Source organism: Azospirillum brasilense, from assembly GCF_005222205.1.
GTDB classification, from domain to species: Bacteria; Pseudomonadota; Alphaproteobacteria; order Azospirillales; family Azospirillaceae; genus Azospirillum; species Azospirillum brasilense_G.
The window spans coordinates 1605456-1630413 of the sequence record NZ_CP032346.1; the positions used below are offsets into that span (position 1 = coordinate 1605456).

A 24958-nucleotide genomic window follows, 5' to 3' on the forward strand; every position below is an offset into this window, starting at 1 on the left:
GGGTTTCTGCGCGGGCCGCCGCATCACCATGTCTAACCCGCTGGCGAAGAGCCGGCGAAGAGGTTGATGGCGAACAATTGGGCATGTAGGGTGTTCTGGCTGTGCATCCACGGCACCGCGCAGGCCCCATGCCCTCAGGCCCCATGTCCCTTCGATACCGGATGATCGCCCGGTTCCTGAGCGTCCTTCTGGCGCTGGCGCCGCTGCAACCGCTGCCCGCGGCGGTGCCCGCCGGGCTGGCCGCCGCCAGCGCCGCGCTGCTCTGGCCGCAGGCGGCGGAGGCGCGGGCCGGAGGCGGGCGAAGCTCCAGCGGGGGATACAGCCGGCCGTCGGTGCGCACCCCGTCCTTCTCCACCCGCGCCGCCCCGTCGCGCGCGCCGTCCACCGGCAGCGGCGGCTACAGCCGTCCCCAGAGCGGACCGTCCTATGGCTTGCCCGGCGGGGCGCAGTCCGGCAGCGGCGATCTCGGCGTGTCGCGGCGGTCGAGCGGCGAGGCGCTGGACCGCTACCGCGCGCAACAGCAGCAACAGCAGCAGCGGGAACGCACCCCGCCGGTCGCCGCGCCGCCGCCCCGTTCCGGGTCCGGGTCCGCTTCCGGGTCCGGCTGGGGCGGAGGGGGATGGCAGGGCGGCGGCTGGGGGTCGAGTTCCGGATCGGGCTGGGGACAGCGGCGCACCGGCGGCTATGGGCCGGGCGGCTGGTACGGCGGCTGGCGTCCGCCGGGCTGGGCCTATGGCAGCCGCCCCAGCTTCGGCCTGTGGAACGGGTTGTTCCTGTGGTTCCTGCTCGACAACCTGTCGCGCCCCGGCTACGCCGACTGGTTCCACAACCACCAGGGCGACCCCGGCTACGCGGAATGGCGCGCGGACGCGGAACGGCGCGCGCAGGACGATCCCGACCTGCGCCGGCGCCTGGACGATCTCGACACCCGCCTGCGCGCGCAGGAGGACCGGCCGCGCGACCCCAACTATCTGCCGCCGGACATCCCGCGCGACGTCGCGCAGGCCGCGCCGGAGACGCCGTCGCCCCAGGCCGAGTCCGAAGGGGGAGGCGGGGGTGGCATGGGCACCTTGCTTCTTCTGATTGTGCTCGTCGGGGGGATGGTGGCGGGGGTGGCCCTCCTGCGCCGCCGCTCGTCGGGCTCCCGATCCGGAGGTTCCACCATGACCCGTTCGCCCTGGGGCACCGCCGCCGGCACGGCTGCCGGCATCATCAAGGCCAAGGCCACCGGCGCGTCCTACGAACCGTCGCTGTTCCGCGTGGGCATGACGCTGACGCCCGATCCCACGCCTTTCCTGCTGGGCGGCGGCGCGATCAAGGCCACGGCGCCGGAGGGCGCCGGCTCGATGGTCAGCGTCGAGGCTGTCGGCACGCTGACGGGCGGCGGCGTGACGCTGCACCGGCTCTATCTTCCGGGCGGGAACGGCTTCTACCAGCTTCACCTGGGGGCCGGGGGCACGCCGGACGAATGCCGCTGGTTCTCCGTGCTGGACGAGGTGCACCCCACCGACAACGACGAATGGGGCTTTTGGCTGGACCCCGGCGACGGGATGATCGGCTACCCGCAGTTCCAGACCAAGGACGGCAAGCTGTACGGGCGGCAGTGGTCGCCCGGCGCGTCCCGCATCGCCCCCGTCACCTTCGACGAGACGCTGACCGACCACCGCGGCAGCCGCACCCGCCGCGTGACCGCCATGCTCTACGCCGCCCCCACCGGCGCCGCGGACCCCGCGCCCCGCGCCGAATATGTGCTGGTCGCGGCGGTGGAGGACGGCGGCGAGGCGTGGGTGGAGGTCCGCGCCGGCATCGACGTCAACCCCGCCTCGCTCTCCCTCGCCTGAGTTTCCTCATCCGATCCCGCCAGCCCCTACGGAAGACACCATGGACACCAGCGTCGCGCAAATCCTGCAGGGCCTCGAATCCGGCCTGCCGCTGCTGCTTCTGCATTTCGGAGCGACCCTGGCCCTGTTCCTGATCGGAGTGGCCGTCTACGTCGCGGTCACGCCGCTGCACGAGCGCGAGCTGCTGGCGAGCGGCAACCAGGCCGCCGGCGTGGTGCTGGGCGGCACGATGGTGGCGCTGGCGATCCCGCTGGCGGCGACCCTGGCGACCAGCCTCGTCCTGGTGGACATCCTGATCTGGGGAACCGTTGCGCTGGTGCTGCAATTGATTACCTTCCTGATCGCCATCCGGCTGTTTCGCGACCTGCGCGCCATGATCGAATCCGGCAACGTCGCGGCGGGCACGGCGCTGGCCGGACTCCAGATCGCCATCGCGCTGCTGAACGCCGGAGCCATGGCGGGCTGAAGGCCCGCCGAACCAGAGAGGAACCGCAACCATGATCTCGTTCATCCGCAACCTCGTCGGGGTGAAGACCGATCAGGCCGTCCAGTCGGCGGTGGAGGCCCTCGTCCGCTGGGACCCGAAGGCCGCGACTGAGGCCGAACTGCGCACGATGGAAGAGCATCTGGACAGCCTCGGCCTCCAGGTCGCGCAAGCGCGCGCCGCCTATGAGAAGGAGCAGAAGGAAGCCGAGGCCATCCTGCAACTCTCCCGCCAGCGCATGGCCGCCGCCGAGCATCTGCAACGCCAGTTGGAGGCGGAAGCCGATGCCGGCCGCAAGGCCCAGCTCGAAAAGAGCCTGGAGACGCTGGTGGGGATGCTGGAGCAGATGGCTCCGGACATCGACCGGGAGGAGCAGGACGCCGTGGACGCGCGCGAGTTCCTGACCATGCTGGAAACGACCTACGCCGAGGCCGGCGGCAAGCTGAAGGCCGCCCGCAGCGCGTTGCAGCGGGCCGAACGGGACATGGGCCGTGCCGCCCAGCAGCGCGACATGGCCGAGCAGCGGGCGGAGGCGGCCCGGCAGGCGGCGGGGTTGAGCGGTGCCACCTCCAGCCTCGGCACGGCGTTGAAGGCGATGCAGGACGCGGCGGCCCGCGACCTTGCCCAGGCGGAGGCGTCCAGCGCCAAGGCCCGCCTGCTGAAGCCGTCCAAGCCGGAAGAGGACGATCCCAACATCAAGGCGGCGCTCGATGCCGCCACGGGGGCGAAGCCGGCGCCGAGCAGCCTGACCGACCGTCTGGCCGCCCTGAAAAGCCGGCATTGAAACGATGGATAGGATCATCCTATCGGTGAGATAGGATGATCCGCATCGATCCTATCCAAGTTCTCCGCCATGATGCGAGCAGTGCAAATCTGCTCGCTGGAGGAAGCCATGCGCCGATCGATGGCGGAGCTGTTGAACGAACTGGAACGGCACGGCGTACGGCTGCTGCCGGGCGGGCGTCTGCTGGTGCCGGGCGACGTTCCGGCCCCGCTGCTGATGCGCGCCCACCGCAACCGCCGCGCCCTCAGCGCCGCCCTGGCCCCGCCGCGCGGTTGACGGCGCGACCGACTCCGGACTTGACCCCAAACCGCGGAGCGTTGTTCCTGCGCGGACGGCGCCCCACGTCAATGCAACGCCCCCGATGTTCCGGGCGATCCCGTGCCCTATCAGGAGACCCTGTGTGACGATCCAACTGACCACCCTCGCCAACGGATTCCGCGTGCTGACGGACCACCTGCCGCATCTCGGCACGGTGACCAGCGGCGTCTGGGTCGGCGTCGGGGCGCGCAACGAACGGCCGGCGGTGAACGGCATCGCCCATTTCCTGGAGCACATGATCTTCAAGGGAACGGAAAGCCGCGACGCGCTGGGCATCGCGCTGGAGATCGAGAACCGCGGCGGTGAGTTCAACGCCTACACGGATTACGACGTCACCGCCTATTACACGCAGATGGCGGCCAAGCACGTCGACGTCTCCTGCGAGATCATCGGCGACATCGTGCTCAACTCCGTCTTCCCGGAGGAGGAGGTTGAGAAGGAGCGCGGCGTGGTCATCCAGGAGATCGGCCGCTACGCCGACGAGCCGGAGGACGTGGTCTACGAGGCGCTGCGCCGCACCGCCTTCGACGGGCAGGCGCTGGGCCGCCCGATCCTCGGCCCGAAGGAGAATGTCGCGGGATTCGGGCGGGAGCATCTGTTCGACTATGTGTCCCATTACGACCCGCGCCGCATGGTCTATGTGGTGTCCGGCAACGTCGATCACGGCACCGTGGTGCGCCGGGCGGAGGCGCTGTTCGGTCATCTGACCGCCAAGGACGACCCGTTCCACGAGACGGTCGTCAACAAGGGCGGGGCGGCGCTGCTCAAACGCGAGGCCGAGCAGGTGCATTTCATGGCGGCCTTTCCCGGCGTCGGCACCGAGGATTCGGCGAGCTACGCGCTGCGCCATCTCGCCAACATCCTGGGCGGCGGCATGACCTCGCGCCTGTTCCAGGAGATCCGCGAGAAGCGCGGGCTGGTCTATTCGGTCTACGCGGCACCCATCCAATACTCGGACGGCGGCGCGCTGAGCTTCTACGCCGGGACCGGGCCGGAGGAGGTGGCGGAGCTGGTGCCGGTCTTCTTCGAGGAGCTTCGCAAGGCCCGCGACGGCGTGACCGCGGTGGAGCTGGAGCGGTCCAAGGAGCAGATGCGCTTCTCGGTGGGCAAGTCGCTGGAATCGACCATGCGCCGCGCCGACCGCTTCGCCCGCACCCTGCTGCGCACCGGCGAGGTGCGGACCATCGAGCAGATCTTCGAGCGCATCGACGCCGTGACGCCGGAGGATGTGGCGGCGGCGGCCAACCGCGTCTTCGCCGGCCCGATGGCGGTGTCCGCGGTCGGCAAGCTGGACCATCTGCCGTCCTACGAGGACATGCAGGGGATGCTGAAGGCGGCGTGAGGGTGTCGCGCAGCGGCGCGTTGCCCCCTCCCTAACCCTCCCCCGCTGGCGCAGGGGAGGGAGATTGGTCTCCTCCCCTGCGCCAGCGGGGGAGGGCCGGGGTGGGGGCAACAGTTCGCCCCTACCAGACCACCGCCGGCAGCGCCGCGACCTTCAGCGGCCCCAGGAACAGCCCGCGGTTCTGCACGGTGACCGGGGCGGTCAGCACCGGCTCGCCGTTCGGCCCGGTGGGGCGGGCCAGCAGGCCCAGCATGGTGCGGGCCATCGCCAGCTCCTTGGGCCGGAACATCCCCTGGAGCGCGTCCAGAACCGCCTGATACCCGCGCACCTCCGCGGTCAGCGCGGCCTGCGGCTGCAAGGCGGCGTCGAGCGCCAGCGTGCCGTTCATCGCCAGCTTCAGCGGCCCCCAATCCACATTCAGCCCATCGACCTGCAGCGTGCCGCCGTCGCGGCTCCAGGCCGACAGGCTGACCGGTTCCGGCTTCGGCGGCTGGCCGAGGATGCGCGCGGTCAGCAGGAGGCGCTGCACCTCGCGGCCCAGCGAGTCCGGCGCGCCGTCGGGCAGGGTGGCCCCGCGCGCTTCCAGCGTGACGGACAGGCCGGTGTCGGTGTGGCTGGCCGGCGGCTCGGCCGGCTGGGTGGCGGTCAGGTCCAGGGCGGCGATGGGAACGGGCAGGGCGTCGGGCTGCGCCACGAGGTTGGCGAAGGCGAGCCGCGCCTCGACCGGCTGGCCGGTCAGGGTGAGGCCGACGTGCCCCTGGCCGCCGTCACGGGCGACCAGCGTGACGGGCGGCTGGCTCGCCTGCACCACCGTCACCCTTTGCTCGCCGGGCAGCGACAGGGCGATGCGCGTGTGGTTCCAGGGCGGCGCCTCCGCCACCAGCCGGGCGCCCCGCCACTCCACGTCGCGGGTCGCGAGGTGCGGCGACTCCAGCGCGGCGCGGATGGTGAAGGGATAGCCGCCGACGCTCAGCCCGCCATGGGCCACCACGGCGCCGGCCGCCCGCTGCTCGTCCATCCAGGCGAGCACGCCGCGCTCCACCGCCGACGCGGCCTGCCACCACCACACCGAATAGGCGCCGGCCAGCAGGGCCAGGGCGAGAACGGCGAAGCCCAAGATCTTCCGAACGCGCATCTGTGGCATTTCCGTTTTGTGGCACCCACCTTATAGCGGGCGGCCAGGGGCCGTGCTAGGATTCACCGTGTCGCCACCAGTCGGCGCACGCTGCATTACTTAAGGGTCATGCTGCTCGATACGCAATCGCCTGTTGCCGAGCTTCCGGTCACCGCACCGGCGCAGCGCACGGCATCTTCCGCCTCTTCCTGGTCCGCCGACATCGTCGTGACACCCGGCGCCGACCTCTGGGTCTTCGCCTACGGCTCCCTGATGTGGAACCCGGAGTTCCCCTTTCTGGAGCGACATCCGGCGGTGCTGGGCGGCTATCACCGCCGCTTCTGCGTGTCCTCCCACCGCTACCGTGGCACGCCCGAGCGGCCGGGTCTGGTGCTCGGGCTCGACCGCGGCGGCTCCTGCCGGGGCATCGTCTTCCGCGTGGCGGCGGATCGGGTGCCGGAGACGCTGGATTACCTGTGGGACCGGGAGATGCTGAACCGCGTCTACCGGCCCAAGCTGCTGCCGGTGCGCCCGCGCGACGGCGGGGCGCCGGTCACCGCCTGCACCTTCGTCGTGGACCGCCGCCACCGGCAATATTGCGGCTGCATGGACGAGACCGCGATGGCCGAGCGCATCGCCTGCTGCCGCGGCGAGCGCGGTCCGAACCTGGACTATCTCGCCAACACGGTCGCCCATCTGGAGGCCATCGGCATCCACGACCGCGGGTTGTGCAGCCTGCTGACCGCGGTGCGCGCCCGGATGGGGTGAGGTGGTTCCGGTGTTGCCCCCACCCTAACCCTCCCCCGCTATCGCAGGGGAGGGGACTGCCGCCGCTTCGCGGAAGGCCCCCTCTCCCTCGAAGAGGGGGAGGGCCGGGGTGGGGGCAAACGCTGGCGCGGCGCGGCCCAGGCCTTATAGTCTGGGCCATGCGCACCCTCCTCCTTGCCCTTCTGGGCATCCTCGCCGCCGCGCCCGGCTGGGCCACCGGCCTGCACCATGACCTGACCGTCACGCTGGACCCCGCCGCGCGGCGGCTGGAGGTGGAGGACCGGCTGCGCCTGCCCGCCGGCACGCACCGGCTGCTGCTGGCGCCGGGGCTGGCGGTCGGCGAGGCCCGGCTCGACGGCAAGCCGGTCGCGGTGCGCGGCAATGCCCTGCCGGTAACCGTTCCGGAGGGCGGCGGCGAGCTTCGCCTGCGCTACGCCGGGACCCTGCCGCTCCTGACGCCGGACTCGCGCGGTGGTGGCGGTGGGGAGGAGGGCGCCTATCTGCCCGCCGGCACCGGCTGGATTCCCACCCCCGAGAGCGCGGAGTCCCCGCCCTCCTGGCGCCTGTCGGTCCGGGTGCCGGCGCCCTTCGTCGCGGTGGCGACGGGCCGTCTGGTCGAGGAGACGCGCGACGGCGCCGGCTACGCCGCGGCCTTCGCGGAGGACCGCAGCGTCGAGGAGCCGTCGCTCTTCGCTGGGCCCTGGCAGGTGACCGAGCGGCTGCACAATGATGTGCGCCTGCGCACCTATTTCCATCCGGAGCAGGCCGCGCTGGCCGAGGAGTATCTGGACCTCAGCGCCCGGACGATCGACGCGCAGGCGGCGCGGATCGGCGCCTATCCCTTCGCCGGTTTCGCCATCCTCTCGGCGCCGCTGCCGGTCGGGCTGGGCTTTCCGGGCCTGACCTACATCGGGCGTCAGGTGATGCCGCTGCCCTTCATCCGCGCCCAGTCGCTGCCCCACGAGATCCTGCACAACTGGTGGGGCAATGGGGTGCGCGTCGGCGACGGCGGCGTCTTGCCCGGCAATTGGTCGGAGGGGCTGACAACTTTCATGGCCGACTACGCGGCGGCGGAGGCGCGCGGCGAGGACGCGGCGCAAGCGATGCGGCTGGACTGGCTGCGCGACTACGCCGCCCTGCCGGCGGAGCGCGATTCCGCCCTGACCGATTTCCGCGCCAAGGTCCATGACGCCGCCCAGATCGTCGGTTATGGCAAGGCGGCGATGCTGTTCCACATGCTGCGCGCCGAGATCGGGGCGGAGGCCTTCGACGCGGGTATCCGCCGCTTCTGGGAGGAGAAGCAATTTCAGGACGCGGGGTGGGACGACCTGCGCCGCGCCTTCGCGGCGGCGTCGGGGCGGGACCTCGGACCCTTCTTCGATCAGTGGTTGACCCGCGTGGGGGCGCCGACGCTGGAACTGGCGGGAGCGAAGGCTGACGGCGACGGCGTGGCGCTGACCCTGCGCCAGGGCGAGCCGGCCTACGGTCTGACCGTGCCGGTGGAGGTGCGGACCGCGGCGGGGAAGGAACGCCACACCATCCGCCTCGACGGGCGCGAAACGACCGCGACGATCCGGACCGCCGCATCACCGCGGGCGCTCGCGGTCGATCCCGGCTTCGCCCTGTTCCGCCGTCTGGCACCCGGGGAGGCGCCGCCGACCCTGCGCGACGTGACGCTGGACCACGCGGCCACCACGGTCATCGCCGCCGACGGTCCGGCCGCGGAGGCCGCCCGCGCGCTGGCTGAGCGGTTGGCCGACGGCAAGCCACGCATCGCTGCGGCGGACCGCGCCGACCCTGCCGCTCCGCTCGCCGTGATCGGGACGGCGGGCGAGGTGGACCGGATCCTGGCCCGGCTCGGCCTGCCGCCGCTGCCGGACCGCCTCAAGGGTCGCGGGACGGCGCGGGTGTGGACCGCGCGGACCCCGCAGGGCCGCCCGCTGCTGGCGGTGGCCGCGGACGACGCGGCGGCGCTCCAGGCGCTGCTGCGCCCGCTGCCCCATTACGGCCGGCAGAGCTGGCTGGTCTTCGAGGGTGCGCGCGCCGTCGACCGTGGCGTCTGGCCCGCCGGCGACAGCCCGCTGCGTGTGTCTTTCGAGTAGTTCCGCCCGCCCATCCTCTGTCCATGGAGCATACCCCGCCTTTGCCTGTTGTAGGGGAAACGGCGCGCGATGCGCGCGTTCTGCGGGAGAATGCACATGTCTCGGATGACGAAGACTTTCCTCGGAACCCTGGCCGGCCTCGGCGTGGCGGCGGCGCTGGCGCTGCCCGCGGCGGCGGCCTCCGGCGACATCCACACGGTGACCGGCGAGAAGGTCAACCTGCGCGCGGCCCCGTCCGACAACGCCTCGGTCCGTTCCACGGTCACCCGCGGCGACGAGGTGATCGAGCTGAAGCAGGAGGGCAACTGGATCGGCGTGCGCTCGATGCGCACCGGCGAGGAGGGCTGGGTCTTCGGCGACCTCGTGAAGCGGCAGACGCCGAGCACGCTCGGCGGCGCGTCGTCCGCGGCGTCGGACGCCGGGTTCGGGCGGATCTCCTCGGGCTTCGACGGGCTGCTGGCCGGGATCAACAACCAGCTCGGCTACCGCTTCGCGGAGAAGGTGGAGCAGTCGGGCAATGGCGCGCTGCGCGTCATCCCGACCCAGGAATGGCTCTACAACACCAGCCGCGAGGCGAAGATCTATGCGGCGCTGGCGCTCTACGAGATGTGGAAGAACCACAACAACGGGCGTCCCGTCAGCGTGGCGCTGGGCTCCCCCGGCTCGTCGGCCATCGCCATCGAGGATTCGGGGCGGGGGCCGGAGCTGTCGCTGCCGATGATGGGCGCTTCGAAGTAAGGGCGCTCCGCGGCGGGGAGGGCATGAGGCCGCCCCGCCGCGCCCCATTCTTGATCCGCATCAACGCCAGCGCTCCCCGCCGCCGTCCAAATGCCGTTATGGCAGGCGGAGGGGGCTGGGGCGATGAAGTACGTCGATGAATTCCGGGACGCGGCGCTGGCCCGCGGCATCGCCGCCGCCATCGCGCGGGAGGCCGCGACCGGGCGGACCTATCACCTGATGGAGTTTTGTGGCGGCCACACCCACGCGGTGTCCCGCTACGGCATCCCCGATCTGCTGCCGGACAACGTGCGGATGATCCACGGGCCGGGCTGTCCGGTCTGCGTCCTGCCGGTCGGGCGGATCGACGACGCCATCGCCATCGCCCGCCAGCCCGGCGTGATCCTGTGCACCTACGGCGACGTGCTGCGCGTGCCGGGCTCGGGGCGGGTCAGCCTGCTGAAGGCGAAGGCCGAGGGGGCGGACGTGCGCATGGTCCTGTCCACCATGGACGCCCTGCGCATCGCCGAGGACAACCCGGACCGCGAGGTCGTCTTCCTCGCCATCGGCTTCGAGACGACCACGCCGCCGACCGCGGTGGCCGTCCATGCCGCGCAGGCCAAGGGCCTGAGGAACTTCAGCGTCTTCTGCAACCACGTCCTGACCCCGGCGGCCATCCGGGGCATCATGGACAGCCCGGAGGTGCGGGAGATGGGCACGCTGCCGCTCGACGGCATCGTCGGGCCGGCCCACGTCTCCGTGGTCATCGGCAGCCGCCCCTACGAATTCGTGGCGGAGGCTTACGGCAAGCCGGTGGTGATCGCCGGGTTCGAGCCGCTGGACGTGCTCCAGGCCATCCTGATGCTGATCCGGCAGGTGAACGAGGGGCGGGCGGTGGTGGAGAACCAGTTCACCCGCGCGGTGACCCCGGAGGGCAACCGGAAGGCCCAGCGGCTCGTCGCCGACACCTTCGACGTGCGGTCCAGCTTCGAATGGCGGGGCCTCGGCGCGCTTCCCGACAGCGGCCTGCGGTTGAAGGAGGCGTTCGCCGCCTTCGACGCCGAGCGGCGCTTCGCCGTGCCGGGCCGCGCGGTGCCCGATCACAAGGGCTGCGAGTGCGGCGACATCCTGCGCGGGGTGAAGAGGCCCAGCGACTGCCGGCTGTTCGGCACCGTCTGCACACCGGAGAACCCGATGGGGTCCTGCATGGTGTCGGCGGAGGGGGGCTGTGCCGCCCATTACACCTACGGGCGATTCCGCGACCACCGGTTGGCGGTGCCGTAATCAACAGTTTCAACCGCAAACCATTTGTCACGACATATTTCGTCGGGGAAGCTATTCGCCCATTGCACGGCTAACCTTTTGCGGGGGTTCGAAAGACGCTGATAGGTTCGTTCCTGAACAAAAGAACAGGAGGGGACTTCCCGTATGAAACGCCGTTCGTTCCTTGCCAGCGCCGGTGTCGGTGTCGCGGCCAGCACCCTGGCCGCTCCGGCCATCGCGCAGAGCACGCCGGAGGTGCATTGGCGCCTCGCCTCCAGCTTTCCGAAGAGCCTGGACACCATCTACGGCGCCGCCGACGTGATTTCGCGCCGCGTCGCCGCCATCACCGACAACAAGTTCACGATCCGCCCCTTCGCCTCGGGTGAGATCGTTCCCGGCCTGCAGGTTCTCGACGCCGTGCAGAACGGCACGGTCGAGTGCGGCCACACCGCCAGCTATTACTATGTCGGCAAGGACCCGACCTTCACCTTCGACGCGACGGTGCCGTTCGGTCTGAACGCCCGCCAGCAGAACGCCTGGATTCTCCAGGGCGGCGGCATGGAGCTGCTGCGCGAGTTCTTCAAGGGCTACAACGTCGTCAACTTCCCGGCGGGCAACACCGGCACCCAGATGGGCGGCTGGTTCCGCAAGGAGATCAAGACGGTCCAGGACCTGAGCGGCCTGAAGTTCCGCATCGGCGGCTTCGCCGGCCAGGTGCTGACCAAGCTGGGCGTCGTGCCGCAGCAGATCGCCGGCGGCGACATCTACCCGTCGCTGGAAAAGGGCACCATCGACGCCGCCGAGTGGATCGGCCCCTACGACGACGAGAAGCTCGGCTTCAACAAGGTCGCCAAGTACTACTACTACCCCGGCTGGTGGGAAGGCGGCCTGAACGTGTCGCTGCTGGTCAACCAGCAGAAGTGGGAAGAGCTGCCGAAGCCCTATCAGGCGGCTCTGGAGGCGGCCTGCTTCGAGGCGCTGGCGATCATGAACGCCAAGTACGACGCCGACAACCCCGCCGCCCTGAAGCGTCTGGTGGCCGGCGGCGCCCAGCTCCGCCCCTTCCCGCGCGACGTGATGGAGGCCTGCTACAAGGCGGCCTACGAGCTGTACGACGAGACGGCCAAGAGCAACCCGAAGTTCGCCAAGATCTACGAGCCGTGGAAGAAGTTCCGCGACGAGGAATACCTGTGGTTCCGCGTCGCCGAGAACAGCTTCGACAACTTCACCTTCACCGCCGGCCAGCGCCGTTGATGAAGACGCGGTGCGGCGTGTCAGGGCGCCGCACCGCTTCGGCCGTTACGGGGCGGCCACTTTCTGGGACAGGCGTTGCAGATCCTGCGACGCGCGGTCGGCGATGCGCTGGGCGGCCACCAGCGTGTCCGTCAGATTGCCGACGTCCGGCGCGATCTCGCCCGCGGCGTCGGACATCTCGTTCAGGGCCTTCACCGCGGTGTCGATCAGGCGGATGACCAGCCCCGCGGGGCCGTCGGCGTTGTCGTACCCAGCCATTCCAAAATCTCCATGGTTGCGCAACCCAGCCCGAACGACACGGGCACGAGTTTCCATGGAGGGGGCAGGCCGCGCAAGCCGCTTGTTGCCATCGGGTTTCCTTCTCCCCCCTGGGGAGAAGGTTAGGATGAGGGGGGCGCCGAAGGCGCGTTACGTAAGCGTCCCAAGAGTTTCTCTCCACCCTGCCGGGCGTAAAGGCCCCCTCACCCAACCCTCTCCCCGCTTTCGGCGGACCAAGGGTCCGCCTGTCGCGTCAGCGCAAACTTCGTTTGCGCGTGAGCGGGGGGAGAGGGCTATTATCAGTGGATGCCCGGCGCTTCCTGCCCGGTGCTCGCCACATACTCGGTGTAGCCGCCGCCGTACTGGTGGATGCCCTCCGGCGTCAGCTCCAGCACCCGGTTCGACAGGGCGGCGAGGAAATGGCGGTCGTGCGAGACGAACAGCATGGTGCCCTCATAGGCGCCCAGCGCCGAAATCAGCATCTGCTTGGTGTCGAGGTCGAGGTGGTTGGTCGGCTCGTCCAGCACCAGGAAGTTGGGCGGGTTGAACAGCATGATCGCCATGACCAGCCGGGCCTTCTCGCCGCCGGACAGCACGCGGCACTTCTTCTCCACATCGTCGCCTGAGAAGCCGAAGCAGCCGGCCAGCGCCCGCAGCGCCCCCTGGCTCGCCTGCGGGAAAGAGGTCTCCAGCGATTCGAAGATCGTCTTGTCGCCGTCCAACAGGTCCATGGCGTGCTGGGAGAAATAGCCCATGCGCACGCTGCCGCCGACCGTGACGGTGCCGTTGTCCGGCTCGGTCGCGCCGGCCACCAGCTTGAGCAGGGTCGACTTGCCGGCGCCGTTGACGCCCATGACGCACCAGCGCTCCTTGCGGCGGATCGTCAGGTCCAGCCCCTCGTAGATGGTCCGGCTGCCATAGCCCTTGTGCACGTTCTTCAGCACCGCGACGTCGTCGCCGGAGCGCGGGGCCGGCGGGAAGTCGAAGGTCACGATCTGGCGGCGCTTGGGCGGCTCGAATCGCTCGATCTTGTCGAGCTTCTTCACCCGGCTCTGGACCTGGCTGGCGTGGGAGGCGCGGGCCTTGAAGCGCTCGATGAACTTCAGCTCCTTGGCCAGCATGGCCTGCTGGCGCTCGAACTGCGCCTCCTGCTGCTTCTCGCGCAGCGCCCGCTGGCGCTCGTAGAAACCGTAGTCGCCGGAGTAGCTGGTCAGCGATCCGCTGTCGATCTCGATGATCTTGTTGACGATGCGGTTCATGAACTCGCGATCGTGCGAGGTCATCAGCAGCGCGCCCTCGAAGCCCTTCAGGAAGCCTTCCAGCCAGATCAGGCTTTCGATGTCCAGATGGTTGCTCGGCTCGTCGAGCAGCATGACCTCGGGCCGCATCAGCAGGATGCGGGCCAGCGCCACGCGCATCTTCCAGCCGCCGGACAGCATCCCGACGTCCATGTCCATCATTTCCTGGCTGAAGCTGAGGCCGGCGAGCACCTCGCGCGCCTTGCCCTCCAGCTCGTAGCCGCCCAGCTCGTCGAAGCGGGCCTGGACCTCGCCGTAGCGCTCGATGATGGCGTCCATCTCGTCGGCGCGGTCGGGGTCGGCCATGGCGGCCTCCAGCTCGGCCAGCTCCGCGGCGACGGTGCTGACCGGGCCGGCGCCGTCCATCACCTCGGCGACGGCGGAGCGGCCGGACATCTCGCCGACGTCCTGGTTGAAGTAGCCGATGGTCGCCTGCTTCTCGATCGCCACCTGACCGGTGTCCGGCAAATCCTCGCCGGTGATCATGCGGAACAGCGTCGTCTTGCCCGCCCCGTTGGGACCGACCAGCCCGATCTTTTCGCCCCGGTTCAACGCCGCCGATGCTTCGAGGAAGAGGATTCGGTGACCATTCTGCTTGCTGATGTTGTCGAAGCGGATCATGTGCGGCTGCGTTCCTGCGGCGTTGTTCCCATGGCGTGGCGGGGGCTCTTATGCCACAGGATGTGCGGTGCGATGGAGTCCAGATCGGCGCCATGCGAAAATCGCCGTCCGGAGACAGGTCGATGGGAAGGATTGCCGTCATGGGGCGTCCGCAGGTTTGGGGCTATTGGCGCCCCAACGGAAGCAGCATCGTCGAGCTTGGGACCGTGCGCGGGCTCGACGTGGCCTTGCCGGTGCATTTCCATCGCGAGGATCAGCTGACCTTCGTTCTCGCCGGGCGGCGGCGCTTCGTCATCGAGGGGGAGGTGTGCGAGGCCGGTCCCGGTGATGGGATGCACATTGCGGCGGGCCTGCCGCACCGCTCGTTGTGCGGGGCGGACGAGGTCGTTTGCATCAATCTCTACACGCCGCCCGGCCTGTACGCCGCGCCGGACGTGATCGCCGGGCTGGCCCGGCACTGGCGAAGGACGGGCGGGCTGGGCTGGACCGACCTAACGCGGATCGCCGAGGACCATTGCCGCTCCAGCGGGACCGGGGTGGAGCCCGCATCCGCCTTCACGGGGGGCGACGCGTGGGACAGCGTCGGTGCGGCGGCCCGCCGCGCCGGAATGAGCCGCGAGGGCTATTCCCGCCGGTTCCGCAAGCAGCACGGCGTGCCGCCGCACGCCTTCGCGCTTCAGGAGCGGCTGAACGACGCGCGCCTCCTGCTCCGCGCGGGGGAGCCCATCGCCGCGGTCGCGGCGGACACCGGATTCACCGACCAGAGCCATCTCGGCCGTTGCTTCCGCCGCGCTTTCGGCGTCACGCCGGGCCGCTACCGGGCCGGGTAGGTCACATCCGTACCAGACCGCCGCCGCTCCGCCTGCTATCCATCCGCCCGAGAGCGCCGCACGGACAAGGGTCCGGCGGCGCGCCCACAGCCAATCTTGGGAGCATGGCATGTCCACCGCACTGTCCGTCGTCTCGTACCTCCTGGTGGTCGGCGCCGGAGTCAGCGTCGCGTTGCAGCAGGTCCTCAACGCCAATCTGCGGGCCGACCTCGGCTCGCCCTGGTGGGCGGGCTTCGTCAGCTACGTCGTCGGGATGCTGGCGATGCTGGCGGTCGCCCTCCTCGCACCCGGACCCCGCCTCGCCGAAGCGGTGAGCGGGGCCGGATCCTGGGTCACTTGGACCGGCGGGCTGTTCGGCGCGCTGTTCATCGGGACGGCCATCCTGATGGTGCCCCGCCTGGGGGCGGCGACCGTGCTGGCGCTGATCGTGGTCGGCCAGATGCTCGGCTCCCTCGCCTTCGACCATGTCGGTCTGCTCGGCCTGCCGCAGCAGCCGATAAGCCCGACCCGGCTGGCCGGCGCCGCCTCGCTGATCCTCGGCGTCGTCCTGATCCGGCTGTAAGCGTTCTCAGACGGTGCGGTGCAGGGCGAAGCCGGACGCGCCGGGGGCTTCCAGTCCCGGGCGGAGTTCGAGGCTGGGGATCGCATAGTCACCGCCGTTCTGGCGGCGGAAGGGGATCGGCGGCGTCGTCTCCAGCGTCCGCATCCGCTCCCGCACTTGCTCCGCCGCCTGCGCGAAGCCGGTCTCGTCGAAGCGGTCCACCCGGTAGGCGACGAAGGGCGGCAGCACGTCGTAGCCGGGATAATGCAGGATGCCGTGGTTGATCGGGAACAGCAGGTCGTCGATCGGGCCGTTGATGCCGCGCGGCGCGTAATGCTCGGCCCAGCCGCCCGTCGTCACCACCAGCATGGCGCGCTTGCCGGCGAAGCGGCCCTCGCCGTAGCGGTCGCCCCAGCGGCGGTCGCTGTGCTCGCCGACGCCGTAGGCGAGGCCGTAGGCGTAGACGCGGTCGACCCAGCCCTTGAGGATCGCCGGCATGCTGAACCACCAGAGCGGGAATTGCAGGATCAGCGCGTCGGCCCACAGCAGCTTCTCCTGCTCGGCCTTCACGTCGTCGGTCAGCGCGTCGGCCGCGAAGGCGGCGCCGGAGGCGGCGGCCACCTTCAGGCGCTCGCCCTCGCCGAGGCTGGGGAAGTCGGCGTGGTCCACCGCCGCTTTCCAGTTCATGGCGTAGAGGTCGGAGACCCGCACCGCGTGGCCCTGCGCCTCCAGTTCCGCGACGGCGGCATCGCGCAGGGCGGCGTTGAGGGAGCGGGGGTCGGGGTGGGCAAAGACAATCAGCACGTTCATCACAGGCACCTGTTCGCTTGAAACGCTTGCGCCTCAAGCTATGCGGGTGGAGATTAATCCGGTAGACAAGGTGAATGGTTAGAACTCTGCCGTAAAATGGATCAATCGAACGTCACGCTGGACCGCATGCGGACCTTCGTCCGCGTCGCCGAACGGGGAAGCCTGTCGGCGGTGGCGCGCGAGATGGGGATCGGGCAATCCAGCGTCACCCGCCACATCCGCGAGCTGGAGGAGGCGCTCGGCGTCGCCCTGTTCAGCCGCACCACGCGGCGCGTCACGCTGACCGCGGAGGGCGAGCGCTACTACGCCAACGCCGTCCAGATCCTGCGCCTCGTCGAACAGGCCGGCGACGAGGCGCGCGCCACCGGCCGCGCCTCGGCCGGGACGGTGCGCGTGTCCTGCACCGCGGCGCTCGGCGTCCGGCACATCAGCCGGCTGATCTTCGCCTTCCAGGACCGCCATCCGGAGATCGCCATTGATCTCGGCCTGACCGATGAGCGCATCGACCTTGTCCGCGACGGCGTCGACCTCGCCATCCGCCTCGGCCCGCTCACCGACAGCACGTTGAAGCGGCGGGCGCTCGGGTTGAGCCGGCGCGTCCTCGTCGGGTCGCCGGCCTGTCTGGCGCGGCACGGCCGGCCGGCGACGCCGGGCGACCTCGCGGGGTTCGACGGCGTCCGCATGTCGAACATCGCGGGCAGCGACCGGTTGACGCTTGAAGGGCCGGACGGCGCCCTGCACAGCGTTTCCCTGGGGGGACGCCTGCGGGTCGATCACGGGCTCGCCGCCCGCGAAGCCTATCTCGCCGGCCGCGGCATCGGCCCGGCCCATGCCTGGCTGGTGGACGACCTGCTCGCCGACGGCCGCCTGGAGATTCTCCTGCCGGACCACGCGCCGCCCTCAGTGCCGCTCAACCTGCTGATCGTGCCGGAGCGGTCGGGCATCGCGCGGGTCCGGCTGCTGGTGGACTTCCTGGCCGAGGCCATCCTGGGCGTTCCGGGGATCGAACGGTCGCCCGGGGTCTGACCGGCGCGAGGCGGCACGGCCGGGCGTCCACTTGATGCCGGTCGGCCGCGATCCACATGGCTCATCGCGAAACGATGGAGGACCCCATGCGCGCGATGGTCATCACACGGTTCGGCGGCCCGGATGTGTTCGAGCGCCGGGACATCGAGCGTCCGGAGGCCGGCCCCGGCGAGGTTCTGGTGCGCGTCGTCGCTTCCGGGACCAACCCGGTCGACGCCAAGATCCGGCAGGCCGGCGCCTGGGCGAACATCCCGTTTCCGGCGGTGCTGGGCTATGACGTCTCCGGCGTCATCGAGGCGCTGGGGCCGGGAGTCACCGGCTTCGCGGTCGGCGACGCGGTGTTCTACACGCCGGAAATTTTCGGCAATCCCAAGGGTAGCTACGCCGAATACACCGTCGCGTCCGCCGCCATCGTCGCGCGCAAGCCGGAGACTCTCAGCCACATCGAGGCGGCCGGGATCCCGCTGGCGGGCGGCACCGCCTGGGAGGCGATCGTGCGGCGTCTGGCGGTGCGGCCGGGCGAGACGGTGCTGATCCACGGCGGCGCCGGCGGCGTCGGCTCCTTCGCCATCCAGTTCGCCAAGGCGGCGGGCGCCCGCGTGATCGCGACCGCCAGCGCGGCCAACCACGCGGCCCTGCGCGACCTCGGCGCTGACGTGGCGGTCGACTACCGCGCCGCCGACGCGGCGGAGCGGATCATCGGCGAGACAGCCGGGCACGGGGTCGACGCCGCCTTCGACACGGCGGGCGGCAACGTGCCGCTGAGCACCCAGGTCACCCGGCCCTTCGGCCGGATCGCCACGATTCTCGACCCGACCGGCGACCTGAGCGCCCTCTACACCAAGAACCAGACGCTGTTCGGCACCTTCCTGACGCGCGAAGGCGCGCGGCTGCGCGAGATGGCGCCGCTGTTCGAGCGCGGGCAGGCCAAGGTCATCGTGGATTCCGTCCTGCCGCTCGAGGAGGTCGCCAAGGCGCACGAGCGGCTCGATTCGGGCCATGGCCGGGGCAAGGTGATCCTCCGCGTCGGGGAGTGATCGGCCCCGGCCTCGGGGCGCCCATCAGCAGCGCGACGGTTCGCCGGCTATCGGCGGCGCCGGCACGCAAGGGCCGTCCTCCACGCTCCGGGACACCGCGGGCTTCGCCATGCCCCCGGTGAGCAGCTCGTCGAGGCCGACCCCTTTGGCCATGGCGATGCCCGGCGCCATCATCAGCGGCGCCCAGATGACCGCGGACGCCAGATTGGCGACCTGGAATCGGTGGTGGGGCATCGCCATCATCCCGGCGGTGAGCGGAACGACCGGGCGCAGCGGACCCAGGAAGCGCGCCAGGAAGACGCTCTTGCCGCCATGGCGCAGGAAGAAGCGGTTGCTCCGTTCCAGGAACTCCGGCCGCCGGCGGAACGGCCAGACATGCGGCACATGATGGCCGAACAGCCGGCCGAGCCAATAGGAGAAGGCGTCGCCCAGGATGGCGCCCAGCGCGATGGCGGCGTAGGCCTGCCAGAAGCCGAGGACGCCGGTGGCGACCAGCGCGCCCCCCGCGGTGAGCAGAACGACGCCCGGCACGACCAGCCCGACGAAGGCCAGCGACTCCGCGAAGGCGCACAGGAACAGGATCGCCTCCGCCCAGGACGCGTTCGCCTCGATGAAGGCGCCCCAACGCGCCACGCCGTCGCTGAGCATGGTCCGGGTCGCGTCGTTCATGGAAGCTCCTCTTCGAAATCCTGGTTCATGCGTGGACCGGCCGCGGCGTCACCGGTCCGCCCTCAGGGGCCGCATTTGGAATAGCCGCAATTCAGGCAGCTGTCGCAGCCTTCCTGCCGGATCAGGCCGGGCTGGCCGCATTTCGGGCATTGCTGGAGGCCGGCCGTCTCCGTCCCGCCGGGTGGGGTCCCGCCGGCTGGGGGCGCCGCCAGCGTCCCCCCGGCCGTCCCGCCCTCGGGCAGCAGGTCGATGGCCTTGAGGTGCCGTTCGATCACGTCCCCGATGGCGGCCAGCAGGGAGGGGACGTAGCGGCCCTGCATCCAGGCGCCGCCGCGCGGATCGAAGACCGCCTTCAACTCCTCCACCACGAAGCCGACCTCGCCGCCGCGGCGGAACACCGCGGAGATCATCCGCGTCAGCGCCACCGTCCAGGCGTAATGCTCCATGTTCTTGGAGTTGATGAAGACCTCGAACGGCCGGCGCCGCCCGTTCTCCACGATGTCGTTGATCGTGATGTACATGGCGTGGTCGCTGTCCGGCCAACGCACCTTGTAGGTTTCCCCCGGCAGGGTCTCCGGACGGTCGGGCGGCTTGGACGACGCCATGGCCGCCGGGGCTGGGCCGGGAAGGTGAGCCGGGGCCTGCGTCGGGGCCTGGGTTGAAGACGGGGCCGCGCCCTCCTCCTTCTTCACCGACAGGACGGAACCGGTGACCGCGTTCGGGCGGTAGGTGGTGCAACCCTTGCAGCCGAGTTCGTAGGCCTGCCAATAGACGTCCTTGAAGGCGTCGAAGGGCAGATCCTCCGGGCAGTTGATCGTCTTGGAGATGGAGCTGTCCACATGGCGCTGGGCCGCCGCCTGCATCACCACATGTTCCGCCGGGGTCAGCGACTGCGCGTCCACGAAGTAATCGGGCAGGGGGGCATCGCTTCCGAAGCGTGCGCGGAACAGGCGGTGGGCGTGGTCGCTGACCTCCTCCGTCCGGCGGGTGCCATCGGGCATCAGGACGGTGCGCTCGTAGCTGTAGGAGAAGACCGGCTCAATCCCCGACGACACGTTGTCGGCGAACAGCGAGATCGTGCCGGTCGGCGCAATGGAGGTGAGGAGCGCGTTGCGGATGCCGTGCTCCGCGATCAGGGCGCGCACGTCCTCGTCCAGCCCGCGCACCATCGGGGCGTCCAGATAGGCGTCGCGGTCGTAGAGCGGGAAGGCGCCCTTCTCCGCGGCCAGCCGGGCGGAGGCGCGATAGGCCTCGTTGCGGATCGTCCTCAGCCAGGAGTCGGTCAGCGCCACCGCCGTTTCGCCGCCATAACGGGCGCGGCAGAGGATCAGCGCGTCGGCCAGCCCGGTGACGCCCAGCCCGATGCGCCGCTTGGCGTGGGCCTCCTGCGCCTGCGGCTCCAGCGGGAAGCGCGAGGCGTCCACCACATTGTCCATCATCCGCACGGCGAGCGCCGTCAGCTCCTTCAGCCGGTCGGTGTCGAGCCGGGCCGTCTCCTCGAACGGGTCGATCACCAGGGCGGCGAGGTTGATCGAGCCGAGCAGGCAGGCGCCGTAGGGGGGCAGCGGTTGCTCCCCGCAGGGATTGGTGGCGGAGATGGATTCGCAATAGCTCAGGTTGTTCTGGCCGTTCACCCGGTCGATGAAGATGACGCCCGGCTCCGCATAGGCGTAGGTGGCCTGCATGATGCGGTCCCACAGGCCGCGGGCCCGCACCTCGCGGTGGACCTGCCCGTCGAAGACCAGCGGCCAGGGACGGTCCTCGCGAACGGCGTCCATGAAGGCGTCGGTGACCAGGACCGACAGGTTGAACATGCGCAGCCGGCCGGGCTCGCGCTTGGCGTCGATGAAGTCCTCGATGTCGGGATGGTCGCAGCGCAGGGTCGCCATCATCGCGCCGCGCCGTGCGCCCGCCGACATGATGGTGCGGCACATGCTGTCCCACACGTCCATGAAGGACAGCGGGCCGGAGGCGTCGGCGCCGACGCCCTTCACGAAGGCGCCCTTGGGCCGCAGGGTGGAGAAGTCGTAGCCGATGCCGCCGCCCTGCTGCATGGTCAGAGCCGCCTCGCGCAGATGGGCGAAGATGGCGCCGAGGTCGTCCTCGATCCGCCCCATGACGAAGCAGTTGAACAGCGTCACCGCCCGCCCGGTGCCGGCCCCGGCCAGGATGCGCCCGGCGGGCAGGAACTCGAAACGGGACAGCGCCCGTTCGAAGCGTGGCGCCCAGACCGCCGGATCGGCCTCCGGCGCGGCGAGCGCCGTGGCGACGCGGCGCCAGGTGTCGGCGACGGTCTGGTCGATGGGGTCGCCCGCAGCGGACTTGAAGCGGTACTTCATGTCCCAGATCCGCTGGGAAATGGCGGCGATCCCCGTCATGCGTCCTCCCTTCGCGCGGCCGGCCGGTCCATGGCGCCGGCCCGCCGACAGCCATGTCCGAAGAGTAGGTGCCGCCCTTCCGGGGGTCAACCGTGGGGGAGGGCCAGACGTTCCTCTTGCGTTCCGTCGGTCAATTGCTGATGCGGTCCCGCTGGTCCGGCATGGCCTTGAGCGTCGCCAGGATCCGCCCGGTGTCGGCGCCGGACCCGCACAGGCCGAGGGCGGTCTCGCCGAAGTCCACGAGGTTGTGGCGGCGCGGGGCGGGCGCCCGCTCCAGCGGCACCAGCCACGCCGCGTGCCCGCGCGCCGTCAGGGCGTCGTAATAGCCGCGCTGGGTGTCGAACGGGATGTTGGTCTCGCGCGGGTCGCCGATGACGAAGACGCGGCGTTTGGGAGCGCGCGGGATGCGGTCGAGCGAGTCGGCGGGGTCGAACCAGCCCTGCGGACGCGCCAGCACCCTCTGGAGTCCGCGCGCCTCCAGATAGGCCCGGTAGGCCGGCGCGCCGGAGGAGATGACCGCGCAGCGCAGATCGTTGCGGCGGGCGAGGAACTCGGCGGTCAGCGTGCCGCCGGCGCTGTGCCCACCCAACGCCCAGTCCGTCACCCCGTAGCGGGCCTTCAGCGTGTCGAGCAGGACGTTCATCAGCGCCGCCTCGCGCGGCGTGTGGCGCGTCGTCCAGAAGCGGCCGGAGCTGCCATAGGCGCCGGGCCGGGCGAGGAACAGGAAGGGAATGCCGAACCGCTCCGCCAGCGCCCGCTCCTGGTCGATCATGGCGGCGACGCCCAGCCCCTCCTGATGACCGACGGAGGTCGGCTTGGACCCCATGATGTCGCCGTGCATCCAGGCCGCGGCGATGGGGTTGGGGCCGGGGGCGGGGCGCAGGCCCGCCGCGTAGTAGCGCAGGCACTCCCCGCGCCCGTCCACCTCGACCCAGGCGGCGGTTTCCTGCGCCTCCAGCGTGGCGCAGGCCTCGCGGGTGATGGTGACGCCCTCGGCCACCACCGTGTTGGAGAAGCGCTCCGCGCTCGGCTGCGACTGGGCTTGCGCGTCCGTCGCCATCGGCATCGCCAGGACAAGACCGGCGAGAATGGCGATGGCGCCGCCGCAGCGCATCAGGAGGCGGTTTCCGTGACCGGGGCGGCGACCGCGTCCGTCGTCTTGGGCCGCACGGTGGCCGGGCCGCCCGCGGCGACGACCAGCCGGTCGGTGGCCGCCTCCAGCCGCTCCTCCAGCTCCTTCATGGCCTTGGCGCGGCCGAGGCCCGGCGGGATGGCGGGCAGGAACTCCACGATGATGGTGCCGGGCCGCTTGATGAAGCTATTGCGCGCCCAGTAGAGGCCGGCGTTCAGCGCCATCGGCACGATGGGGATGCCGAGGTTGTCGTAGAGCACGCCGACGCCGATCCGGTAGGGGCGGTAGGCGCCGACGGCGACCCGCGTGCCCTGCGGGAAGATCACGATGGGCCGCCCCTCGTCCCGCACCGGGCGGGCGTTGCGGACCATCGAGGCGACGGCGCGGCCCTTGGCCCCGCGGTCCACGGCGATCATCTTGGCCTTGGCGGCGTACCAGCCCCAGATGGGAATCCACAGAAGCTCCCGCTTCAGGATGATCGCCGGGTCGTTGACGAGGAAGTGCAGCTTCATCGTCTCCCAGGCCGACTGGTGCTTGGCGGCCAGCAGGAAGGACCCGCTCTGGGGAACATGCTCGCGCCCGCGCACCTCGTAGCGGATGCCGGCGAGCGTGCGCTCCAGCCACGAGACGGTGCTGAAATACCACATGACGACGCGGATCATGCCCCGCCGCGGCAGCAGCAGCATCCACAGAAGGCCGACGCAGACGACCGCCGTCCACACATAGAAGGCGACGTTGAAGGCAAGCGAGCGCAGGAAGATCATGGCCGGGAACTTGTCAGGATTCGATCAGCTTCTCAAGCGTGTAGCGAAGCCGCGTCACAATGTACTTGTTGTATTCGGTCATCAGCAGATTCGCCGTGCCGGGCCACAGCCACCAGTCGTTGAGATGCACGTTGGGGGAGGCGACGGGGTGGGGCACCACCTCGACCTCCGGGATCACCATGCGGAACTCCAGCAGGCTGCGCATCATGTGGTAATTGGCGGTGACCAGCCGCATCGAGCCGTAGCCCTGGGCGCGCAGCCAGTCGGCCGTCTCGTAGGCGTTGCCGATCGTGCTGTCCGCCGAATAGCCGAGCGTGATGCAGCATTCCATCTCGCCGGGGAACTGGCGGGAGCGCTTCAGAAGCTCCTGCACCTCCAGCCCCTCGTAGACGCCGGACACGAACAGCCGGTGCGCCCGCCCGTCGGCCAGCAGTTCCAGCCCGGTGCTCAGCCGGCCGCTGCCGCCGGTCAGCACGACGATGGCGTCGGTGTTGCGGGTCGCCTCGGCGCTGCCGGGCGGCGGCGGGGTGCGGGGGATCGACGCGGCGAACCAGAACAGCCCGCCGACCCACACCAGCCCGCCCAGCATCGCCAGCAGCAGCAGCCGTCGGAAAGCCCGCAGGACCCGCGAGCGCCGCGAGGGAAGCGCCATCCTTCAGCCTCCGGACGGGTGGGGCGGAAGCGCGGTCACGGCATCGACTCCAGCGTGCGCAGCACCGTCCAGCGCGCGGTCAGCGCGGCCAGCAGGCAGGCGGCCAGCGGCACGGCGGCCAGCGCGGCGACGGCCCACCAGGGCGAGGTGGCGAGGTCGGGCAGCAGGCTGGCGTGAAGCCCGGCAGCGGCGTGGCCGATCCCGGCCAGCGTGCCGGCGGCCAGCAGCAGCCCGGTCATGCCGCCGCGCAGGGTCAGGCCGATGACGTGCGATTCGAACTGCCGCGCCACATAGCGGTCGGTGGCGCCCATCAGGTGCAGCAGCTCCACCACATGGCGGTGGATGGCGAGGCCGGAGCGCACGGCGAAGACCACCGCCATCACGCCCGCCCCGCCGATCAGCGCCACGATGCCCAGCGCCGCCAGATGCATCGCCCCGGCGAAGCGGCGCAGGTCGGCCAGCCACACCGCGTGGTCGTCCAGCGTGGCGCCGGGGGCGGCGGAGGTCAGGCGCGCCGACAGCGCCGCCGTGTCCACCGGCCCGCTGGTCATCACATCGATCAGCCGCGGCATCGGCAGCAGCGGATCGGCGGCCTCCTTGCCCAGCCACGGCTCCAGAAGCCGGCCGACGTCGCCACTGGACAGGACGTTGGCGGTCGCGATGCCGGGGGTGGCGCGCAGGACGGTCAGCGCGGCCTCCGTCCGCTCCTCCAGCGGGGGAGCGTGGGCGCTGTCGGGCAAGGGCATGATCTGCACCGTCAACCCGCCGGCCAAGCCGCTGTCCCAGCGCCGGGTCATGTCGGAGACGAGCAGCGCCCCGGCCAGCGCCAGCGCCGCCAGATAGACCATCAGCGCGGTCAGCCACATCAGGAAGCGCGAGGTCGGGTCCTTGGCCAGCGGCAAGTCGGAGTTGCGGCGGGTCAGCGGCGGCAGGGCCATGGCGTGTCTCCTTCCCT

Annotated in this window: 24 protein-coding genes; 14 read left to right on the forward strand and 10 right to left on the reverse strand. The window is 70.7% G+C overall.

Annotated elements, in window-relative coordinates:
- The first annotated feature begins 161 nt into the window (after positions 1 to 161).
- The 5 genes from D3869_RS21270 (at position 162) to D3869_RS21285 (ending at position 4769) form a co-directional block, all read left to right on the forward strand.
- Entirely contained in the window at positions 162 to 1841 is a 1680-nt protein-coding gene (locus D3869_RS21270) for a DUF2491 family protein (RefSeq protein ID WP_247895825.1), read from the forward strand.
- A gap of 40 nt (positions 1842 to 1881) precedes the next feature.
- Positions 1882 to 2307, forward strand: a complete 426-nt coding sequence (locus tag D3869_RS21275; protein ID WP_137141793.1) for a DUF350 domain-containing protein — start codon at positions 1882 to 1884, stop codon at positions 2305 to 2307.
- A 31-nt stretch (positions 2308 to 2338) separates the two neighbouring features.
- Positions 2339 to 3109 (forward strand): hypothetical protein, encoded by a 771-nt coding sequence (locus D3869_RS21280; protein ID WP_137141794.1) that lies wholly within the window; start codon positions 2339 to 2341, stop codon positions 3107 to 3109.
- Between the two features lie 108 nt (positions 3110 to 3217).
- Positions 3218 to 3385, forward strand: coding sequence for a hypothetical protein (locus tag D3869_RS33200; protein ID WP_014197640.1), 168 nt, complete (start codon positions 3218 to 3220; stop codon positions 3383 to 3385).
- Positions 3386 to 3509: 124 nt separating this feature from the next.
- Positions 3510 to 4769, forward strand: a complete 1260-nt coding sequence (locus D3869_RS21285; protein ID WP_119510343.1) for a M16 family metallopeptidase — start codon at positions 3510 to 3512, stop codon at positions 4767 to 4769.
- A gap of 121 nt (positions 4770 to 4890) precedes the next feature.
- Here the strand turns inward: D3869_RS21285 and D3869_RS21290 are convergent, their stop codons facing one another.
- Positions 4891 to 5904 (reverse strand): DUF2125 domain-containing protein, encoded by a 1014-nt coding sequence (locus tag D3869_RS21290; RefSeq protein WP_137141795.1) that lies wholly within the window; start codon positions 5902 to 5904, stop codon positions 4891 to 4893.
- Between the two features lie 108 nt (positions 5905 to 6012).
- On the opposite strand from D3869_RS21290, the gene D3869_RS21295 reads away from it, so the two are divergent.
- The 5 genes from D3869_RS21295 to D3869_RS21315 all read left to right on the forward strand — a co-directional run bounded on the left by D3869_RS21295 (position 6013) and on the right by D3869_RS21315 (position 11987).
- Positions 6013 to 6651 (forward strand): gamma-glutamylcyclotransferase, encoded by a 639-nt coding sequence (locus D3869_RS21295; RefSeq protein ID WP_137141796.1) that lies wholly within the window; start codon positions 6013 to 6015, stop codon positions 6649 to 6651.
- A 158-nt stretch (positions 6652 to 6809) separates the two neighbouring features.
- Positions 6810 to 8753, forward strand: coding sequence for a M1 family metallopeptidase (locus D3869_RS21300; protein ID WP_137141797.1), 1944 nt, complete (start codon positions 6810 to 6812; stop codon positions 8751 to 8753).
- A 96-nt stretch (positions 8754 to 8849) separates the two neighbouring features.
- Positions 8850 to 9491 carry an SH3 domain-containing protein gene (locus D3869_RS21305; protein WP_137141798.1) on the forward strand — a complete coding sequence of 214 codons (642 nt, stop codon included), beginning with the start codon at positions 8850 to 8852 and terminating at the stop codon, positions 9489 to 9491.
- 123 nt (positions 9492 to 9614) lie between these two features.
- Entirely contained in the window at positions 9615 to 10754 is a 1140-nt protein-coding gene (hypD, locus tag D3869_RS21310; RefSeq protein WP_137141799.1) for a hydrogenase formation protein HypD, read from the forward strand.
- A gap of 144 nt (positions 10755 to 10898) precedes the next feature.
- Positions 10899 to 11987, forward strand: a complete 1089-nt coding sequence (locus tag D3869_RS21315) for a TRAP transporter substrate-binding protein (RefSeq protein ID WP_137141800.1) — start codon at positions 10899 to 10901, stop codon at positions 11985 to 11987.
- A gap of 45 nt (positions 11988 to 12032) precedes the next feature.
- On the opposite strand, the gene D3869_RS21320 is transcribed toward D3869_RS21315, so the two are convergent.
- A complete protein-coding gene (locus D3869_RS21320; RefSeq protein WP_137141801.1) occupies positions 12033 to 12245 on the reverse strand; it encodes a hypothetical protein in 213 nt (70 codons plus the stop codon).
- A 299-nt stretch (positions 12246 to 12544) separates the two neighbouring features.
- Entirely contained in the window at positions 12545 to 14164 is a 1620-nt protein-coding gene (locus tag D3869_RS21325; RefSeq protein WP_137141802.1) for an ABC-F family ATP-binding cassette domain-containing protein, read from the reverse strand.
- Positions 14165 to 14286: 122 nt separating this feature from the next.
- On the opposite strand from D3869_RS21325, the gene D3869_RS21330 reads away from it, so the two are divergent.
- Complete coding sequence (locus D3869_RS21330) at positions 14287 to 14994, forward strand: AraC family transcriptional regulator (RefSeq protein WP_247895826.1); 708 nt, start codon at positions 14287 to 14289, stop codon at positions 14992 to 14994.
- Positions 14995 to 15103: 109 nt separating this feature from the next.
- A complete protein-coding gene (locus D3869_RS21335; protein WP_137141804.1) occupies positions 15104 to 15556 on the forward strand; it encodes a DMT family transporter in 453 nt (150 codons plus the stop codon).
- A gap of 6 nt (positions 15557 to 15562) precedes the next feature.
- On the opposite strand, the gene D3869_RS21340 is transcribed toward D3869_RS21335, so the two are convergent.
- Positions 15563 to 16345, reverse strand: coding sequence for an NAD(P)H-dependent oxidoreductase (locus tag D3869_RS21340; protein ID WP_137141805.1), 783 nt, complete (start codon positions 16343 to 16345; stop codon positions 15563 to 15565).
- Positions 16346 to 16441: 96 nt separating this feature from the next.
- Between D3869_RS21340 and D3869_RS21345 the strand changes: the two genes are divergently transcribed.
- Together D3869_RS21345 and D3869_RS21350 are read left to right on the forward strand one after the other, a co-directional pair.
- A complete protein-coding gene (locus tag D3869_RS21345) occupies positions 16442 to 17371 on the forward strand; it encodes a LysR family transcriptional regulator (RefSeq protein WP_137141806.1) in 930 nt (309 codons plus the stop codon).
- A gap of 86 nt (positions 17372 to 17457) precedes the next feature.
- Positions 17458 to 18408: a zinc-dependent alcohol dehydrogenase family protein gene (locus D3869_RS21350; RefSeq protein WP_137141807.1), complete on the forward strand. Its 951-nt coding sequence runs from the start codon at positions 17458 to 17460 to the stop codon at positions 18406 to 18408.
- 24 nt (positions 18409 to 18432) lie between these two features.
- Here D3869_RS21350 and D3869_RS21355 read toward each other — a convergent pair whose 3' ends face one another.
- From D3869_RS21355 to D3869_RS21380, 6 genes are all read right to left on the reverse strand, one after another.
- Positions 18433 to 19077 (reverse strand): DedA family protein, encoded by a 645-nt coding sequence (locus tag D3869_RS21355; RefSeq protein ID WP_247895827.1) that lies wholly within the window; start codon positions 19075 to 19077, stop codon positions 18433 to 18435.
- A gap of 62 nt (positions 19078 to 19139) precedes the next feature.
- Positions 19140 to 21455, reverse strand: a complete 2316-nt coding sequence (locus D3869_RS21360) for an adenosylcobalamin-dependent ribonucleoside-diphosphate reductase (protein WP_137141808.1) — start codon at positions 21453 to 21455, stop codon at positions 19140 to 19142.
- A gap of 130 nt (positions 21456 to 21585) precedes the next feature.
- The gene (locus D3869_RS21365; protein ID WP_137141809.1) at positions 21586 to 22569 is read right to left on the reverse strand and encodes an alpha/beta hydrolase family protein; all 984 of its coding nucleotides are present in this window, start codon (positions 22567 to 22569) and stop codon (positions 21586 to 21588) included.
- Entirely contained in the window at positions 22569 to 23351 is a 783-nt protein-coding gene (locus D3869_RS21370; RefSeq protein WP_137141810.1) for a lysophospholipid acyltransferase family protein, read from the reverse strand. The genes D3869_RS21365 and D3869_RS21370 overlap by 1 nt, the downstream gene beginning before the upstream one ends.
- Before the next feature lie 13 nt (positions 23352 to 23364).
- On the reverse strand, positions 23365 to 24003 hold the full coding sequence (locus tag D3869_RS21375) for a YdcF family protein (RefSeq protein WP_137141811.1): 639 nt from the start codon (positions 24001 to 24003) through the stop codon (positions 23365 to 23367).
- A 35-nt stretch (positions 24004 to 24038) separates the two neighbouring features.
- Positions 24039 to 24941, reverse strand: coding sequence for a cell division protein FtsX (locus D3869_RS21380; RefSeq protein WP_137141812.1), 903 nt, complete (start codon positions 24939 to 24941; stop codon positions 24039 to 24041).
- Positions 24942 to 24958 lie beyond the last annotated feature (17 nt).